This window comes from Flavobacterium yafengii (assembly GCF_030010375.1).
GTDB classification, from domain to species: domain Bacteria; phylum Bacteroidota; class Bacteroidia; order Flavobacteriales; family Flavobacteriaceae; genus Flavobacterium; species Flavobacterium yafengii.
In genome coordinates this window covers 137,694-154,685 of the sequence record NZ_JASCRY010000005.1, presented here as the reverse complement: position 1 = coordinate 154,685, position 16,992 = coordinate 137,694, and the positions used below count along the sequence as shown (strand labels likewise).

17 protein-coding genes are annotated in these 16,992 nt (G+C 31.7%); 11 read left to right on the top strand and 6 right to left on the bottom strand.

The genetic code is table 11. From position 1 onward, the window contains the following. Window positions 1-250 precede the first annotated feature (250 nt). Complete coding sequence (locus QLS97_RS15320; protein WP_282717861.1) at window positions 251-988, top strand: NUDIX hydrolase; 738 nt, start codon at window positions 251-253, stop codon at window positions 986-988. A 45-nt stretch (window positions 989-1,033) separates the two neighbouring features. Here the strand turns inward: QLS97_RS15320 and QLS97_RS15315 are convergent, their stop codons facing one another. Next, window positions 1,034-1,453 (bottom strand): Lrp/AsnC family transcriptional regulator, encoded by a 420-nt coding sequence (locus tag QLS97_RS15315; RefSeq protein WP_282717859.1) that lies wholly within the window; start codon window positions 1,451-1,453, stop codon window positions 1,034-1,036. 106 nt (window positions 1,454-1,559) lie between these two features. Here QLS97_RS15315 and QLS97_RS15310 point away from each other — a divergent pair, with 106 nt between their 5' ends. Both QLS97_RS15310 and QLS97_RS15305 read left to right on the top strand, forming a co-directional pair. Then, the gene (locus QLS97_RS15310; protein WP_282717857.1) at window positions 1,560-2,279 is read left to right on the top strand and encodes a sulfite exporter TauE/SafE family protein; all 720 of its coding nucleotides are present in this window, start codon (window positions 1,560-1,562) and stop codon (window positions 2,277-2,279) included. A gap of 121 nt (window positions 2,280-2,400) precedes the next feature. Then, window positions 2,401-3,630 carry a multidrug effflux MFS transporter gene (locus QLS97_RS15305; RefSeq protein ID WP_282717989.1) on the top strand — a complete coding sequence of 410 codons (1,230 nt, stop codon included), beginning with the start codon at window positions 2,401-2,403 and terminating at the stop codon, window positions 3,628-3,630. A 13-nt stretch (window positions 3,631-3,643) separates the two neighbouring features. Here QLS97_RS15305 and QLS97_RS15300 read toward each other — a convergent pair whose 3' ends face one another. From QLS97_RS15300 to QLS97_RS15285, 4 genes are all read right to left on the bottom strand, one after another. After that, on the bottom strand, window positions 3,644-4,924 hold the full coding sequence (locus tag QLS97_RS15300; RefSeq protein WP_282717855.1) for an NAD(P)/FAD-dependent oxidoreductase: 1,281 nt from the start codon (window positions 4,922-4,924) through the stop codon (window positions 3,644-3,646). 97 nt (window positions 4,925-5,021) lie between these two features. Next, window positions 5,022-6,359, bottom strand: a complete 1,338-nt coding sequence (locus QLS97_RS15295) for a DEAD/DEAH box helicase (RefSeq protein WP_282717853.1) — start codon at window positions 6,357-6,359, stop codon at window positions 5,022-5,024. 150 nt (window positions 6,360-6,509) lie between these two features. Then, entirely contained in the window at window positions 6,510-8,054 is a 1,545-nt protein-coding gene (locus QLS97_RS15290) for a DEAD/DEAH box helicase (RefSeq protein WP_282717852.1), read from the bottom strand. 108 nt (window positions 8,055-8,162) lie between these two features. Continuing rightward, window positions 8,163-8,690, bottom strand: a complete 528-nt coding sequence (locus tag QLS97_RS15285; RefSeq protein WP_282717851.1) for a DUF6155 family protein — start codon at window positions 8,688-8,690, stop codon at window positions 8,163-8,165. A 103-nt stretch (window positions 8,691-8,793) separates the two neighbouring features. Between QLS97_RS15285 and QLS97_RS15280 the strand changes: the two genes are divergently transcribed. Beyond that, entirely contained in the window at window positions 8,794-9,072 is a 279-nt protein-coding gene (locus QLS97_RS15280) for a DUF3817 domain-containing protein (RefSeq protein ID WP_282717850.1), read from the top strand. Continuing rightward, complete coding sequence (locus QLS97_RS15275) at window positions 9,065-10,321, top strand: mechanosensitive ion channel family protein (protein ID WP_282717848.1); 1,257 nt, start codon at window positions 9,065-9,067, stop codon at window positions 10,319-10,321. Before QLS97_RS15280 ends, QLS97_RS15275 begins: the two co-directional genes overlap by 8 nt. Before the next feature lie 41 nt (window positions 10,322-10,362). Here the strand turns inward: QLS97_RS15275 and QLS97_RS15270 are convergent, their stop codons facing one another. Further along, a complete protein-coding gene (locus QLS97_RS15270; protein ID WP_282717847.1) occupies window positions 10,363-10,746 on the bottom strand; it encodes an acyl-CoA thioesterase in 384 nt (127 codons plus the stop codon). Between the two features lie 69 nt (window positions 10,747-10,815). Here QLS97_RS15270 and QLS97_RS15265 point away from each other — a divergent pair, with 69 nt between their 5' ends. The 6 genes from QLS97_RS15265 (at window position 10,816) to QLS97_RS15240 (ending at window position 16,493) form a co-directional block, all read left to right on the top strand. Next, window positions 10,816-11,214 (top strand): glyoxalase, encoded by a 399-nt coding sequence (locus QLS97_RS15265; RefSeq protein ID WP_282717846.1) that lies wholly within the window; start codon window positions 10,816-10,818, stop codon window positions 11,212-11,214. 289 nt (window positions 11,215-11,503) lie between these two features. Continuing rightward, window positions 11,504-12,217, top strand: a complete 714-nt coding sequence (locus tag QLS97_RS15260; RefSeq protein ID WP_282717845.1) for an esterase family protein — start codon at window positions 11,504-11,506, stop codon at window positions 12,215-12,217. Between the two features lie 18 nt (window positions 12,218-12,235). Continuing rightward, window positions 12,236-13,183, top strand: a complete 948-nt coding sequence (locus QLS97_RS15255) for an ATP-grasp domain-containing protein (RefSeq protein WP_282717844.1) — start codon at window positions 12,236-12,238, stop codon at window positions 13,181-13,183. Between the two features lie 126 nt (window positions 13,184-13,309). Next, window positions 13,310-14,416, top strand: coding sequence for a carboxylate-amine ligase (locus tag QLS97_RS15250; RefSeq protein ID WP_282717843.1), 1,107 nt, complete (start codon window positions 13,310-13,312; stop codon window positions 14,414-14,416). Between the two features lie 40 nt (window positions 14,417-14,456). Continuing rightward, window positions 14,457-15,287, top strand: coding sequence for a type 1 glutamine amidotransferase (locus tag QLS97_RS15245; protein WP_282717841.1), 831 nt, complete (start codon window positions 14,457-14,459; stop codon window positions 15,285-15,287). Between the two features lie 15 nt (window positions 15,288-15,302). Then, a complete protein-coding gene (locus tag QLS97_RS15240; protein ID WP_282717839.1) occupies window positions 15,303-16,493 on the top strand; it encodes a hypothetical protein in 1,191 nt (396 codons plus the stop codon). Window positions 16,494-16,992: the final 499 nt, after the last annotated feature.

Here is a 16,992-nt window from a genome sequence, read left to right as displayed (position 1 = left end):
TTTAATTTACAATAAAAAAAAGTAAATATATCTTTAATAATGGTAAATTTAAAGCTCATAACGTGTGTTTTTAATAAATAACAATTAATTTGTTATAAATTACATATAACGTAATACTGACGTTTAATTTAAAATAAAGAGAATTTTACAAGAAATATATAATTACAAATAAATCATTAGTTTTGTACTATTAGAAGATTAGGCAGAATATTGCAATCTTCCAAAAACTAATTATATTCTTTGTTATCTTATGATGTCTCAAATAATACCAAATATATCTGTAGACTGCGTCGTTTTTGGGTTTGACGTCAATGCAAAATCACTTAACGTATTATTGATAAAACGCTATTTAGAATCTAAAGAAAATTTAGAACCTCTGGTTGATGATTATGTTCTTACAGGATACCACACATTAGAGAATGAAACGATAGATGAAACCGCTACTAGAGTATTGAAGGAGTTAACTGGACTTGATAATGTCTATAAAAAACAATTTAAGGTTTTTGGAGACCCAAATCGTTTGATGAATGAAAAAGATGTTATTTGGGCCAAAAATGAAAATTTTAATGAGCGAACGATAACTATAGCCTATTATTTTTTATTAAAAACTCAAGAAGTTAATTTAGAAAATAACAAACATAATCCAGAGTGGTTTCCAGTTCATGATTTACCGGAATTAGGATTTGATCACAAAGATATTATCAATGAGGCCTATGCCGATTTAAAAGAAAAAGCATTGTATAAACCTATTATTTTTGAGCTTTTGCCAGACAAATTCACCTTCAATGAATTGCAGGACACTTATCAATCTATATTAGGAAATGAAATTGACAATCGCAATTTCAGGAGAAAACTGCTAACGAAAAAGTACATTATTGCCCTGGATGAAAAGCAAGTTGGCGTTTCAAAAAGACCTTCTCAACTCTTCATGTTCAGTAAAGATGTATATCAAAAAATTTATAAGGAATCGTACTTGATAAATATTTAGATTACTGTTTTAACAATCAAAAAAATAAAAATCAGTTAGAAGAAACTATAAATCCTTTAAATCTGATAAGATTAAATGTGTTGTTGGTTCTCCATAAACTAAAAGTCTGTCGATAAATTGTTGCAGATGCAATTGATCGATTAAAACAACTTTCATGAAAATATTATGTGTTCCAGTAATTCTGTAGACTTCATATATTTCAGGAAACCGATTCAAATCATCACAAAATATTTGAAGCTTTCCACTAAATAATTTGAACATAATAAAAACTTCTAAACCAAAGCCAAGTTTTTTATTATTGAGTTTAACATTATATCCTTTTATAACTTCAGCATCTTCTAATTTTTGAACACGTTCTCTAACTGATGATGGTGAAAGTCCTATTTGTTTGCCAATTTCTACAAATGAAGTTCTGGAATTAACTTTAAGACTTTCTATTATTTTAAAATCAAGCGCATCTACCATAAATAAAGTTTTAATTTGGGCTAAATTACATTTATATTATGGAATAATGAGGCTAAATCCGTTGATTAAATTTTAATTTAAGTAGGTGTTATTCTAATTTTGCACTATGGATATGATGTTATTGCTGCTTACTATTGGGATTTTTACTGGCTTTTTTGTTCAAACCATTACCGGATTTGCGGGTGCTTTAATTGCGTTACCATTTTTACTATTTGTAATGCCGCTACCAGACGCAATTGGGTATTTATCAATATTTTATTTTATCTCAACTCCTATTCACGTCTACAAAGAATGGAATTACATTGACAAACCACTTCTTAAAAAATTAGCGTTATCGTCATTTTTTGGACTATTAATTGGAATTATAGTCCTAGCATATGGCCAGCCTATGATTCTAAAAAAAGCGTTGGGTGTATTTATTATTCTGTTTGTTTTAAATAGTTTAAAAGCAAAAAAAGAAATCCAGTTGATCTCAAAAATGAAATATTTTTTTGGTTTTTTAGGTGGTTTCTTTTCGGGTGTTTTTTCAACAGGCGGACCTTTATATTTAGTAATTGTAAAAAACGAAACCTCAGATGTGAAGATTTTACGCGCCACTATGTTCGGTGTTTTGGGTTTGATAACATTGATGCGAATTCCTATCCTTGCTTTTGAAGGGATTTTAACCGTAAATCAATTGTACAATTCATTGTATGTTTTACCTTTTTTTATACTGGCTTTGATATTAGGTAAAAAGGTGTATTTAAAATTAAATGAGCTTTTTTTAAAGAGAATTATGTTAGGATTGCTGTTTCTGTCCGGAATCATGTTATTAGTTAAAAATTAATTGCGTCATTTCATGTAATCTATTTTTGCAACAGTTTAAATTTATTGAATCTAACATTTGATTCGCCTTTTAAATATTTACCTTTGCAAAAATTAAAAAAGATTTCATGACTGATACCGTAATGACAAAAGCAAAATATTTAAAATTAATTCTAATTTTAGGTTCACTGACAGCACTTGGTCCCTTTTCAATTGACATGTATTTGCCTGGTTTTGCAGGAATTGCTAAAGATTTGAATACTTCAGTTGCTAATGTTTCAATGACTCTTTCCAGTTATTTCATTGGAATTTCTGCTGGACAATTGCTTTACGGACCATTATTAGACCGTTTTGGACGAAAAAAACCACTGTTTATAGGACTGTTAGTTTACATTTTAGCTTCTTTAGGTTGTGTTTTTGTAACCGATATTGATACTTTCATAGGTTTACGTTTTATTCAGGCTATTGGCAGCTGTGCAGCGACCGTAGCATCGGTTTCTATGGTTCGTGATTTATTTCCTGTGAAAGATATTCCTAAAGTATTTTCTTTATTAATGTTAGTGGTTGGGCTTTCGCCAATGTTAGCGCCTACAGTTGGAGGTTATATAACAGAAGATTATGGCTGGCATACGGTCTTTTTTATATTGATGTGCATGGGGATTTTAATTCTTCTAGCAGCTCAAATTGGGTTGCCAAATACCTTTAAGCCAGACACTTCAATTTCATTAAAACCAAAACCAATTATTTCAAATTTCATCAGTATTGTAAAGGAACCACAGTTTTACACCTACGCGTTTACGGGTGCTATCGCTTTCTCAGGATTGTTTACATATGTAGCGGCTTCCCCTATTTTATTTATGGACATTTTTAAAGTTGACGGAAAAACGTATGGTTGGATATTTGCTTTTATGTCATTAAGTTTCATTGGTGCCAGCCAGCTGAATTCATTCTTGTTACGAAAATTCACGAGTGAACAAATGATTTATGGCGCATTAATCACGCAATCTTTCATTAGTATTTCATTTCTTATTTTGGCAATGAATGATCTTTTGGGTTTATATGAAACTATTGCGATGTTATTTTTGTTCTTAGCGTGTTTAGGGATTTCAAATCCGAATACAGCGGGACTTACCCTTGCGCCTTTTTCAAGAAATGCAGGAAGTGCTTCGGCATTAATGGGTGCCATTCAGTTAGGATTAGGAGCATTAGCTTCTTTTGCAGTGGGAGTTTTTGTTAAAAATTCAATGTTGCCAATGGTTATGATTATGGCTGTTTCAACAATTCTGGCTTTGATTATTTTAATTTTCGGAAAACGAAACATAAAAAAAACTATTACAACTTCTCACGATGAGGGAATTGCAATAGTTCATTAATTATAGATTTGATTTATTGTTGTTTTGGCTCCGTTTTTATTTTTTTATCGGGTCTGATAATCATACGTAACGATTGATCTTTAGCAAAATAAGCAATCATCCAATTGAAGAATGTTTTCACTCTGTTGCGATACGTTATCAATGAAATCAGGTGAATAAATAACCAAATTATCCATGCAAAAAATCCTTTGAAATGCATTTTTGGTTTTGGTAAATCAACCACAGCCTTATTTTTTCCAATAATAGCCATAGATCCTTTATCATTATATTTAAAGGGTTTTAATGGCTTTTTTTGGCTCATTAATTTAAAGTTATTCGCCAAATTTATTCCTTGCTGAATAGCAACTTGCGCTACTTGTGGATGACCATTTGGAAAATCGGCATCTGTAAGTTGGATACAAGTATCACCGATTGCATAAATGTTTTCAGTACCATTAACTTTATTAAAAGCATCTGTAGCCATTCTTTTTCCGCGACCATAACTTTCTGCTGGAATTCCTTCGAAAACTTTTGCAGAAACTCCTGCTGCCCAAATTAAATTCTTGGTTTGAATTGTTTCTCCATTTCCAAAATAGACCGTGTCATCAATATAGTCTACCACTGTAGTATTTAATTTTACCACAACGCCTAATTTTGTCAGTGCTTCTAGTGTATCTTCCTGCGAAGCTTTACTCATTGGAGATAATACAGCATTGGCACCGTCAACTAAATAAATATTACTTGCTGTAGTGCTTAATTCAGGATATTCTTTCAGCAAAATATTTTTACGCATCTCAGCAAACATTCCTGAAACTTCAACACCTGTTGGACCGCCACCGGCAACAACAATGGTTAACAATTTTCTGCGTTCGCGAATGTCTTTGCAAATGGCCGCTTTTTCCAAATTTTTAAGCAGTGTATTACGCATCACAATGGCATCATTTAGCGTTTTCATTGGAATGGCATTTTTCTTTACGTTTTCCATTCCAAAATAACTCGTTTCGGCACCTGTAGCAAAAACCAAGTAATCGTATTCTAATTCTCCATTGTTGAGAATGATTTTATTTTCTGAAGAATTTACTTTTAGTAAATTCCCTAAACGGAATTGTAGATTTTTTTTACCTGAAAAAAATTTCCGAAAAGGATAACTGATACTTGAAGGCTCTAAAAAAGCCGTAGCAACCTGATATATTAATGGCGGAAAGAAATTATAATTGTTTTTGTCAACGAGCGTTACATTGATTCCTTTTTCATTTACGAGTTCTTTAGCAAGATTTAATCCTGCAAATCCACCTCCTATTATTATAATTTCCATATCGTATTTTTATAGTCTAAAATTAAAAAAGCATCCATAAATATACTCTATTTATGGATGCTGCTAAAATATTAAATATTAAAAAAACTTTAAATGTTTAGTTCTTTTTGAGTTTTTTAACCGGTTTTTCAGTCGGCTCATTTTTGTTTTGAAGTATATAATTAGCTAATAATTTTTCAATTAATTCATCTTTAGTCAAATGATGAAAAACTGTTTTTATTTTTTCTTTTAATTCTGGAGCAACATCATGATTGGGTTTTGTTTTGAAAATTTGTTTTGCCCATAACAACGTGTTGTTTTCTTCAATGCTGGCCACAGTTGGTTTTTTGAACTGGGTGAATTTTATTCCTAATTCTTTTTCGAAATCAGCAATTTCAACTACTTCTTCCGGTTGTAACACCGTCAAAGAAAGTCCCTTTGCTCCTGCTCTTGCGGTTCTTCCGCTACGGTGAACGTAAGCTTCGTAAACATCAGGCAAATGATAATTAACAACATAAGAGATTTCCTTAACGTCAATTCCTCTTGCTGCTAAATCGGTGGCTACTAATATATTGATATGTCCTTCACGGAATTGCTCCATGATTCTGTCTCTAATTCCTTGTGATAAACTACCATGCAATGCTCCCGATGAAAAACGGTTGATAGCTAAGTTTTTAGCTAATTTATTGACCGCAGCTTTCGTTTTGCAAAAGATAATTCCGCGTTCTCCTTCTTTAGAATTCAGGAAATGCATCAAAACATCTAGTTTTTCAATGGGATCGACTACAATATATTCATGGTCAATTCCTTGATTTCCTATCGTTTCCATGTTGGCGCTAACTTGCACCACATTTTTATTCAAATAGTTCTGAATTAATTGTTTTATTGTTCCAGGCATGGTTGCCGAAAACAAAAAAGTATTATGAGTTGCAGGTAATTCCGCTACAATTTCATCTAAACTTTCTTTTAAAATAGTCACCATTTCATCGGCTTCATCGAGCACAAGGAATTTGGTTTCTTTTAGATTTATGGCTTTACGCTGAATCAAATCAATTAATCTTCCCGGAGTTGCCACAACAATATGTGTAGGTGTTGCAAGTCGTTCGATTTGTGGTTTGATTGGAATTCCTCCACAAGTTGCTGCAATAGAAACTTGAGGTAAATATTTAGCAAAATCTTCTAAGTTTCTAAAAATCTGGTGGCCTAATTCCCGTGTTGGAACCAAAACAACAGCTTGTACAACAGGTAAATTAGTATCTATTAATTGTAAAATAGGCAATCCAAAAGCCGCCGTTTTACCTGTACCTGTTTTAGCAAGTCCAACCAAATCCGTAGTATTTGATAAAAGTAACGGAATTGTTTTTTGCTGAATTTCTGTTGGTACAACAATTTTCAATTCGGTAATCGCTTTTAATATGGGTGCTGAAATTCCTAAATCAGAGAATTGTTTTGGCATTTTTTTGGATTTTATATTTTATAAAAAATAGTTGTTTTGTAAACGTAATTTTTAGCCCCGATGGAAACGGCATCCTGTTGTGGTCTCGTTTTTTTACGAGACCACAACAGATATAGTGTACAGCGGGATTAGCTTCTTGAAAAAGAAATATTAATCTTCATCCGGTTCGTTCATGATTTTCTCACGATATTTTTTCCCGGTTAACAATACCAGTTTTAATTTGTAATCGTCAACAAGCCACTCGCGGTAATTTTTACTGCATTGGCTCAAACATTTAGAATAGCGCTTGATGCGACAATCTATATCATCATCTAACAGTTTTCCTAATATTTTAGCTTCTTGTAACGTCTCCGAATTATTAACACACATGGCGGCATGCTGTTCTAATGATTTTTCCAGTACTTCTTTGGAACGCAAATTTTGTTTGATGATAAGTTTATGTTCTTCATCAACATCAAAAGTTACGACTTCCGTTTTGCTGAATTTTGCTCGTAATTCCGGTGGCATGCTGTATTTGAAATACAATTCAATTTCCGTATCATCTCGTAAATTTTCCAAGTAAAACTCCGGTGATTTAAAGATGTGCTGCCAGTTTACCGGTTCACTCCATAGGCCAAATCGTGCTGCATTATTTCCTAAATCGATAACATTGAATGTATCTTTATTAGGCAATTTTCTGGAGCCACGACCAATCATTTGGTAATATAATGTCAATGATTTTGTTGCTCTGTTCAGGATAATAGTTTCTACGGTAGGCTCATCAAAACCAGTGGTAAGAATCCCAACTGAAGTTAGAATTGCATCCGGCGTATGCTTGAACCAATGTAAAATATCTTTTCTTTCCTCGTTATTACTGGTGTTATCCAAATGGCGAATCGCATAACCAGCTTCTCTAAAAGTTTCATATACATATAAAGACGTATTGATACCATTGTTGAAAATCAAGGTTTTCTTACCCAAAGATTTCTCGGTATACGCATGCAATAATTTTTCCTGCATGGCCATATTCGTGTATAAATCATCCGATGATTTCACGGTATAATCTCCATTGATACCTACTTTTAAGGAAGTCAGACCTACATCATAACTATAAGTAATAGCTTTAGCCAAAAATCCATTTTCAATTAACGAACTAATGGTATCTCCTACGATTAATTCATCGTAGCTTTCATGCATTGGTAATTTAATATTCGAACTTAAAGGTGTTGCTGTTACGCCTAAAATAAAAGCATTTTTGAAAGAGCTTAATAATTTTCGAAAGGAGTTGTAATGCGCCTCATCAATGATTACCAATCCTACGTTATCTAAATGCAGTTTTTCATCATTAATACGGTTTTTTAAAGTTTCGACCATGGCAACAAAACAAGAATAATCGTTTTGGTCAGGAAGTTCTTTTACTTTACTGTTGATGATTTTGTTTTTTACATCAAAACCCTTCAACATTTTTGAAGTTTGTTTACACAACTCAATTCGGTGTGTTAAAACAACTACTTTTTTATCGTGTTGTGATAAATAACGTCGCACTATTTCTGAGAATACTACAGTTTTTCCACCACCAGTTGGCAATTGGTATAACAAATGGTGTTGTGGTGGTGCATTGTCTATGCGCTCAAATATGGCGTCAATGTCGCCTTGTTGGTACGCATAAAGTTCTTTTTTGTCTTCGATTTCTATTTCTAAAGTGTTTTGGGACATTGCTTATTGTTGGATTTTTGCAAAAATACGCCTAAAAAACAGTTTAATTGTCAATTTTAATTAAAAAAAAAACGATTGATTAAATAAAATTGAATTATGTAGCATTCTTTAATATTCAAATCGTTCTATAACTGCATTGAACTCGGGTTCGTTGTACCATTTTTGCTTAATAGTTTCGTTATGAATGGCTATTATTCTTGTTTTGAAATCATTAAGAATCCCGTTGGAAATCAAGAAAATGACTGCTTGTTCAAAGGAATTGAACATACTTTTAAAAAATAGGTCTTGTTTTATAACATGCTCGGAGGAGAATGTTTGTGCAATTTCAATATTATAAAGCATTACATCAGCAATTATGAATGGATCTACACCCAAAAGTGTAAAATGCTTAATGTATTTTTGAGCAACAGAACGCCTCATTTTTGGTTTACTGCGTCTTCCTGCTTTTTTCAAAGGATAATATTCATTTGAAATTTTGAGTTTGCATTCCTGCAAAAGCGTTTCTTCCTTTGGATTAAAAACAAAATTATAATAGACTTTTACGGGGCTGAATTTCTCGTATAATTCAATAATTTGCTCTTCGAGTTGCTCCTTATTAAGTTCGGCTAAATATTTTTTTAAATCGCGTTTGCTCATTATCAAAGTTTAAGAATACAAAAGTAATTTACTTTAGGAATCCATGCATCGAAAATCAATGATAATACTTAATTTTGTCAATTATAATTTTAAAAAAAAATAAATGCTTAAGATTTTTAAGGTTACAGCAATAGTAGAAGGTATATCTGCCTTACTGTTATTTTTCTTTGCTATGCCAATGAAATACATTTTTAATGATCCTATTTATGTCAAACATATTGGAATGGCTCACGGCGTATTATTTACTGCCTACATTATTTTGGCAACAATTTTAAAATTTAGTGAAAAGTGGGATTTCAAAAAGTATTTTATCATTTGTATTGCGTCAATTCCTCCTTTTGGTACTTTTTACATAGAAAAGAAATACTTGAAAAATGTATAAATTAATAGAAAAAATATTCAATTTTCTATATCCTATATTCAGAAAATGGGGATTAGGCAGCAGTTTTGCTTCTTACCTGAGTCTGCTTATAAATATTGTTATGCTTTGTGTATTGGCATATGCAATTTATGTTGTTTTTCGTCTTATTTTGGTAACTATTATGGCGATAATCGCCCAGAAAACTAAAACCAAATTTGATGATTTATTAGTATCTAATAAAACGGCTAAATACATCGCACATTTAATTCCGCTATTATTTATTTATAAATCGGTTCCAATAATTTTGGAACGCTATGAATATTGGGAAGGTGTTTTTGGAAAACTTGTAGGCATTTATATTGTATTACTTGTTTTATGGATTATCCGAACTATTTTTAATGCTTTACGTGATTATTTAAAACTAAAACCAAGATACAGCGATAAACCTATTGACAGTTTTATTCAGGTAATCATGATAGTGCTTTGGGCTGTTGGGATTACGGTTATTATTTCTAAATTATTTGATATTGACCAAAAAGAGCTTTTAACCATTTTGGGAGCTGTTTCTGCTGTGATAATCTTGATTTTTAGAGATACAATTTTAGGTTTTGTCTCCAGCGTTCAAGTATCCATAAACGATATGGTTCGAATTGGCGACTGGATTACAATGGATAAATTTGGTGCCGATGGTGATGTAATTGAAATCAATTTGGCAACAGTAAAAGTTCGAAATTTTGACAATACCACGACCACTATTCCAACGTACAGTTTAAGTTCTGACTCGTTTCAAAACTGGCGCGGAATGCTAAATTCTGATGGAAGGCGTATCAAAAGACACATTCTTATTAAAACCAGCAGTATTCGATTTTTGGAAGAAGCACAATTAAGTGACTTGAAGAAAATACACCTAATATCGGATTATATTGACACCCGAAAATTAGAAATAGACGAATATAATTCTAGCAATAAAATTGATAAATCAATTGCTATTAACGGACGAAATTTGACTAATTTAGGTTTGTTTCGAAAATATATTACGGAATATCTATTTAATTATCCCGGTTTAAACAAAGATATGTTGATGCTTTGTCGTCAATTGCAGTCTACTTCACATGGGGTTCCTCTTGAAGTTTACGCATTTTCGCATGACAAACGATTTGAGAATTACGAGTACATCATGTCAGATATATACGATCATATTATTGCTTCTGTAAAATATTTTGATTTGGAGATTTTTGAAACTGCCTCCGAAAATGATTTTCAAGTTTAACAACAACTTTTTAGTTTTAATTTCTTAAAATATAAAGAAAACTACAAACGATCTTTAACAAATTCTATCGTTTTTTTTCCATGTGCTTTTGGTTTACCATCAGCATCTAAATTTACCATTGTAGTGTGATCTATCGTGATAATTGTTTCGCGTGTCATCATATTTCTGGCTTCACATTTTAGTGTTAGCGAAGTATTTCCAAATTTTAAAACATCAATACCAATTTCTATAATATCTCCCTGTTTTGCTGAGCTTCTGAAGTTGATTTCAGACATGTGCTTGGTAACTATTCTGGTATTTTCTAATTGGATAATGGTGTATAAAGCCAATTCTTCATCGATCCAAGCCAATAATTTACCGCCAAATAAAGTTCCGTTTGGGTTCAGATCTTCTGGTTTTACCCATTTCCTAGTATGAAATCGCATAATTTTTCTTTATATCTGCAAAAATAAACTTTTCTTATGGCTATTTTCTTTATTTTTAAAGAAAAAAACATGAGCGAACGCGATACTTTTTTAAAAGAATTCCGAGGACAAACAATAGGTTCTGTAACCAGTCAATCTTCAACTGAAGAATCATTTCAAAATGAAGTACTTAGACCTGTTTTAAAATTACAAAACGATTTGTTTATAGCTTCATTCATTAATTATGTAGCAAAAAACAAAGCTGACTTTTATAGCTATACCGTTGAAAAAAAATTATCGGTGATAGAAAATGCAATCCAAAAAGACATCAAGTTTAGAAATGCTTTAAAAGGAATGATAATCGCATTATTTACTTTAGAGGAGTATGCCGTTTATATAAAAAACTCATCTAATATTAATAAAAGAATGATGAGTATGCTAATTGAAAGACTAAAAAGCCAAGTCCAATTGTTTGAATTAAATCCTTAATAAAAAAAAATCTAATTTTTTGATAATTTAATTGTAGGAATATAAAGCCCTAATTTTAATACAATTCCATCGATTTTTTTGGAGTTATTAGATTTTTTTGGTTTTAGAAATATGTTAAAAGGAATTGATATGTTGTTTATAATTTAAAAAACAGCATGGAATTGATTCAAATTTTACAATTTAATTGCGATTTGATAATCGTAATGTTTTATATAATAAATCTTAATTAAGCATAAAAATTTATGTCATTTGCACGAATTTTTTCATTATAATTGTTAAAAATAAAGTTATGAAGGAAGAATATTTCAAATGGCATTCACCCAATCTTAACAGGGATATTGAAATGTTAGTTTTTGGACACGCTGGATATCCTATTATTTTATTTCCCACTTCGATGGGCAGTTACCATGAAAATAAAGATATGGGATTGATTGATTCCGCAAGATGGTATATTGATCAGGGTTTAATCCAAATATTTTGTCCAGACAGTATCGACAAAGACAGTTTTTACAATAAAAATATTCATCCAGTACATCGCATAGAAAATCATGTCAGATACGATAAAATGATTTGTCATGAAATTGTTGAAAAGGTAAAGAATAATACTTCCTCAGGAAAAGTTGCTGTAGCAGGTTGCAGTTTTGGTGGTTATCATGCGGCAAATTTTGCTTTCCGTCATCCAGGTTACGTGAGTCATATGTTCTCGATGAGCGGTGCATTCAACATTAAAAGTTTTATGGATGGTTTTCACAATGACGATGTATTTTACAATAGTCCGGAAGATTATTTATACGGTCTAAATGATCATGAATTGTGGAATATGGATATCGTTTTAGGAACTTCTAATTGGGATATTTGTTTTGATGCTAATCTAAAATTAAGCAAAGTTTTAAGTGACCGAAACATACATCACTGGCTGGATATTCGTCAAGAGCGCAAGCACGACTGGCCTGTATGGAAAGAAATGTTTCCACATTATTTATCAAGAATTAAATTTTTTTAAAATTATAAACACATCAAGATGAAAAAAATTGGAATTTTATTTGGAATGGAAGACACCTTTCCGCAAGCATTTATTGATCGTGTCAATTCAAAAAACGAAAAAGGAATCATTGCAGAAGCTGTTGCTATTGATAGAGTAGTTCAAAATCAAGATGGAGAATATGCGGTAATCATTGACCGAATTTCGCAAGATGTTCCTTTTTATCGTGCTTATTTAAAAAATGCTGCTTTAACAGGAACGAATGTAATTAACAATCCTTTTTGGTGGAGTGCCGATGATAAATTTTTCAATAATGCTTTGGCTGATACCCTTGGAGTTCCGTTGCCTAATACGGTAATTCTTCCTTCAGCGGAACATCCTACAGATACCACGGGAAAATCATTCCGAAATTTAAAATACCCAATGGATTGGGAAGGAATCTTTGACTACATCGGATTTCCGGCTTATATGAAACCATACGCAGGTGGCGGTTGGAAAAACGTATATCGATTAGAAAATAAAGAAGAGTTTTGGGAAAAACATCAGGAAACGGGACAGTTAGTAATGATGTTACAAGAAGAAATTGTTTTTACGGAGTATTTTAGGGTGTATTGCTTGGGTTGTAAAGCCGTCAGGATTATGCAATACGAACCAAGAAATCCGCATCATTTGCGCTATGTAATTGATGGTCCGCCGGTAGATAAAAAATTATTAGCAACTATAAAAGACTACACTTTACGCCTTTGTAAAGGGTTAGGATATGACTTTAATACGGTAGAATTCGCAGTGCGTGACGGAATTCCTTATGCTATTGATTTTGGAAATCCCGCGCCTGATGCTGAATTGACTTCCGTGGGTGCTGAGAATTTTGAATGGGTAGTGGAAGAATCAGCAAAAATGGCTATCGCTGCCGCAAAAAAACAAAAACCAGGAAAAATAAATTTGACTTGGGGAACTTTTATAAAAGATGCCGCTGGAGGGAAATAAGATTCTATTCATTGTCGAATGCCCTAGCCCCGATTGCAGTGAAAATCCTTTTTTTGTCCTGAACTTTTTCAGGACAAAAAAGATTGAAACGGAAAGCGGGAATTAGCTCCTAAAAAAAATAAATTAATGAAAAAATTACCCGTTTTTACACTTGGTGTAGAAGAAGAATATCAGATTATTGATCCTGAAACAAGAGATTTGCGGTCGCATTTATCAAAAATTGTTGATGGTGCCAAAATAATTTTAAATGAGCAGGTTAAGGCAGAAATGCACCAATCTGTGGTGGAAGTAGGAACTAATATTTGTCATAGTGTTAATGATGCCAAAAATGAGATTCGGTTTTTACGTTCCAAAATTGTTGAATTAGCGGACAAACAAGATCTTATTGTTGGTGGTGCCGGAACGCATCCTTTTTCAAAATGGCAGGATCAGCCCATAACTGACGACCCAAGATACCACGATATTGTTAATGAATTGCAAGATGCGGCACGCTCTAATTTGATTTTTGGAATGCACTGTCATGTCGGAATTGAAAACAGAGAAATTGGTTTGCAATTAATGAATCAAGCTACTTATTTTCTACCTCACATATTTGCACTTTCGACAAATTCACCTTTTTGGGAAGGCAGAAAAACAGGTTATAAGTCGTTTAGAACAAAAGTTTTTGACAAGTTTCCAAGAACTGGATTGCCGGAATATTTTGACTCGGTGAGTTCCTATGAGAATTATTTAGAGACTCTGGTAAAAACAAATTGTATTGATAATCCAAAGAAAATTTGGTGGGATTTACGCTTGCATCCGTTTTATAATACGATAGAATTCAGGATTTGTGATATGTGCTTAACGGTTGATGAAACTATTTGTATTGTTGCTATTATTCAGGCAATTGTGGCTAAACTTTACAAATTGAACATGAATAATACGAGTTTCAATATTTATCGATTGGCTTTGATTAAGGAAAATAAATTTCGTGCAGCTCGTTATGGAATTGATAATAATATGATTGATTTTGGATTACAAAAAGAAGTGGAAACCAAAATGCTTATCTTGGAATTGTTAGATTTTATTGATGATGTTGTTGATGAATTAGGAAGTCGTGAAGATATTAATTATGTCCATGAAATTTTAAAAAATGGAACCGGAGCAGACAAACAATTAACCGTTTTTGAAGAAACTGGTGATCTTTCCAAAGTGGTAGACTTTATAACTGGTGAATTTACAAGGGGATTATAAAATATAAATTATCTTTGCGCATTGTTTTTTAAAAATAGTTATGTCGAATAAAATTATAAAAATAGCGCTTTTAGATATGTACAAGGGTGAACCTAATCAAGGGATGCGTTGTATAATTGATGTTGTGAACAGGTTTAGTCCTGTGGTTAGTTTTGAAATATTTGACGTTCGGGTAAAATGTGAATTGCCTGATATTAAAGAATTTGATATTTATATTTCAACTGGAGGCCCAGGAAATCCAATGATTGGTGATGGAAATTGGGATGTGAAATATTATGCTTTTATTGATTCATTGAACAAATGGAATAGTGAAAATGAGGTTAAAAAGCATGTACTATTCATTTGTCATTCTTTTCAAATGGCTTGCTTGCATTTTGGGTTGGCCACAGTGACTAGAAGAAATGATACTTCTTTTGGTGTAATGACTATTCATAAAACCAAGGAAGGGCTCACAGATTCTTTATTTGAAGGACTGGCAGATCCTTTTTACGCAATTGATTCCAGAGATTATCAAGTAGTACAGCCAAAACTTAGTGTTTTTGCCAAAAAAGGAGCTAAGATTATTTCATTGGAAAAAATTAGGGACCATGTTCAATACGAGCGTGCGATTATGGCGGTTCGTTTTACGGACTATTTTGTAGGTACACAATTTCATCCCGAAGCAGATCCGATAAGCTTTGTCTCTCATTTAAGAAACAAACAGGCAAAAGAAAAAATTAGGGCTATGAAAGGGAAAAGGAAGTTTAGAAACATGCTGGAAGATTTATTAGATGATGATAAAATATACCGAACTAATGAAACCTTGATTCCAAATTTTTTGCGAACTGCTATTAATGACTTGATGAAAACCAAGAAAATGCTTTCTAATTAATAAATTCATTTCGAGATGATTTCAAAATATCGGGAGTTATTTAATGCTCAATTTACAGAAACAAAATATCAAGAATTTAAAGATGATATTGCTTCCGATTTTAATTACATGCCTACTTTCCGTTTAGGTGAAACCCCTTTTTTTATTTCGAAAGAGCTTAAAAAACAATTGATTGAAGGTTGTAATGAAGTTATAGCTTTTATTCAAAAAGAAGACTTTAAGTCACTTTCAAATAAATCATTAGAACTAAACCATAAAGTTCCAAATGAAGACAATCATACTACTTTTCTAGCAATTGATTTTGGGATTTGTGAAGAAGACGGACTACTTATTCCTAAACTTATTGAAGTGCAAGGATTTCCTTCTTTGTATAATTATCAGATTAATTTGTATGAAAAATTTAAGAATCATTATCCATTCCTCAGCGAGTTAACCCCATTTATCAATAACATTGAACCGCAGGAATATCTGGATATTTTGGAAGAAGCGATTTGTAACAATCATCCAAAAGAAAATGTAATTCTCCTTGAAATTGAACCCGAAAAACAAAACACCAAGATTGATTTTTATTATTGCCGAAGAGATATTGGTATACCGATAGTTTGCGTTACTGAACTTATAAAGAAAGGCAAACAACTATTTTATAAAAACGAAAAAGGTGATGAAATCCGGGTAAAAAGAATCTATAATAGGGTTATTTTTGATGAATTGGATTTGCGTACTGATTTAAAATTAAATTTTCATTTCTCTGATGAACTTGATGTAGAATGGGCTGGACATCCTAATTGGTTTTTTCGAATCAGTAAATTTATTTTACCATTTCTTAAAGGAAAATATTTTATTGAAACTACATTATTAAGTGAACTAAAAGAAATTCCTAAAGATTTAGAAAATTACGTTCTAAAACCTCTATTTTCTTTCTCAGGAACAGGAGTAATTTTCCATGTAACAAAAGAAGATATTGAAGCAGTTGTTGAGAAAGAACTTTATATTCTTCAAAAAAAAGTAAACTACCTTCCTATTGTACAATCTCCTGATGGAAAAGTAAAAGCCGAAGTACGTGTACTCTGTGTTTGGAAAAAAGACGACGCTTCACCTACTCTACTGTGCAACTTGGTCCGATTGAGCCGTGGTGAAATGATAGGTGTCAAATTCAATAAAGACAAAGATTGGGTTGGCGGAACGCTTGGCTTATTTGAAAGATAAATTTTTTCATTAAATCAAATTTAAAACTTTTTGAGGTCTACTTTTTTATTTAATTCCTAATTTAGACTTATTTTTTAGTTTTATATTTTTTATCTTTTGAACTTTTATTCTCTTAAAAATATAGACAATTTTTTATCATTTCTATATCGAATTTTACTACACTAATTAAAATTCATTTTTAAGTTTAATTTTTGGCGATAATGTCATTTTAACGCATTGAAATTCCTTAAAATGGAAATTGAATTAAATTTTATGAGTTAATACTGATTAAATTTAACTAAAATCAACAAATTAAAGGATTTTTACTCCTTCTCTATTTTTAAAAATATATTTTTTTTCTTGTTTTAATAGATTACAGATAGTGTTTAATGAATTTTTTAAAGTGATTCCCTTAATAATTTGAAAAAAATGGAATTATTCAATAAATTAACATAAAAAAAACTAAGCTATTTTTTTTTTCTTTATTATTGTAAGGTTATAATAATTTAAGAATAATAAA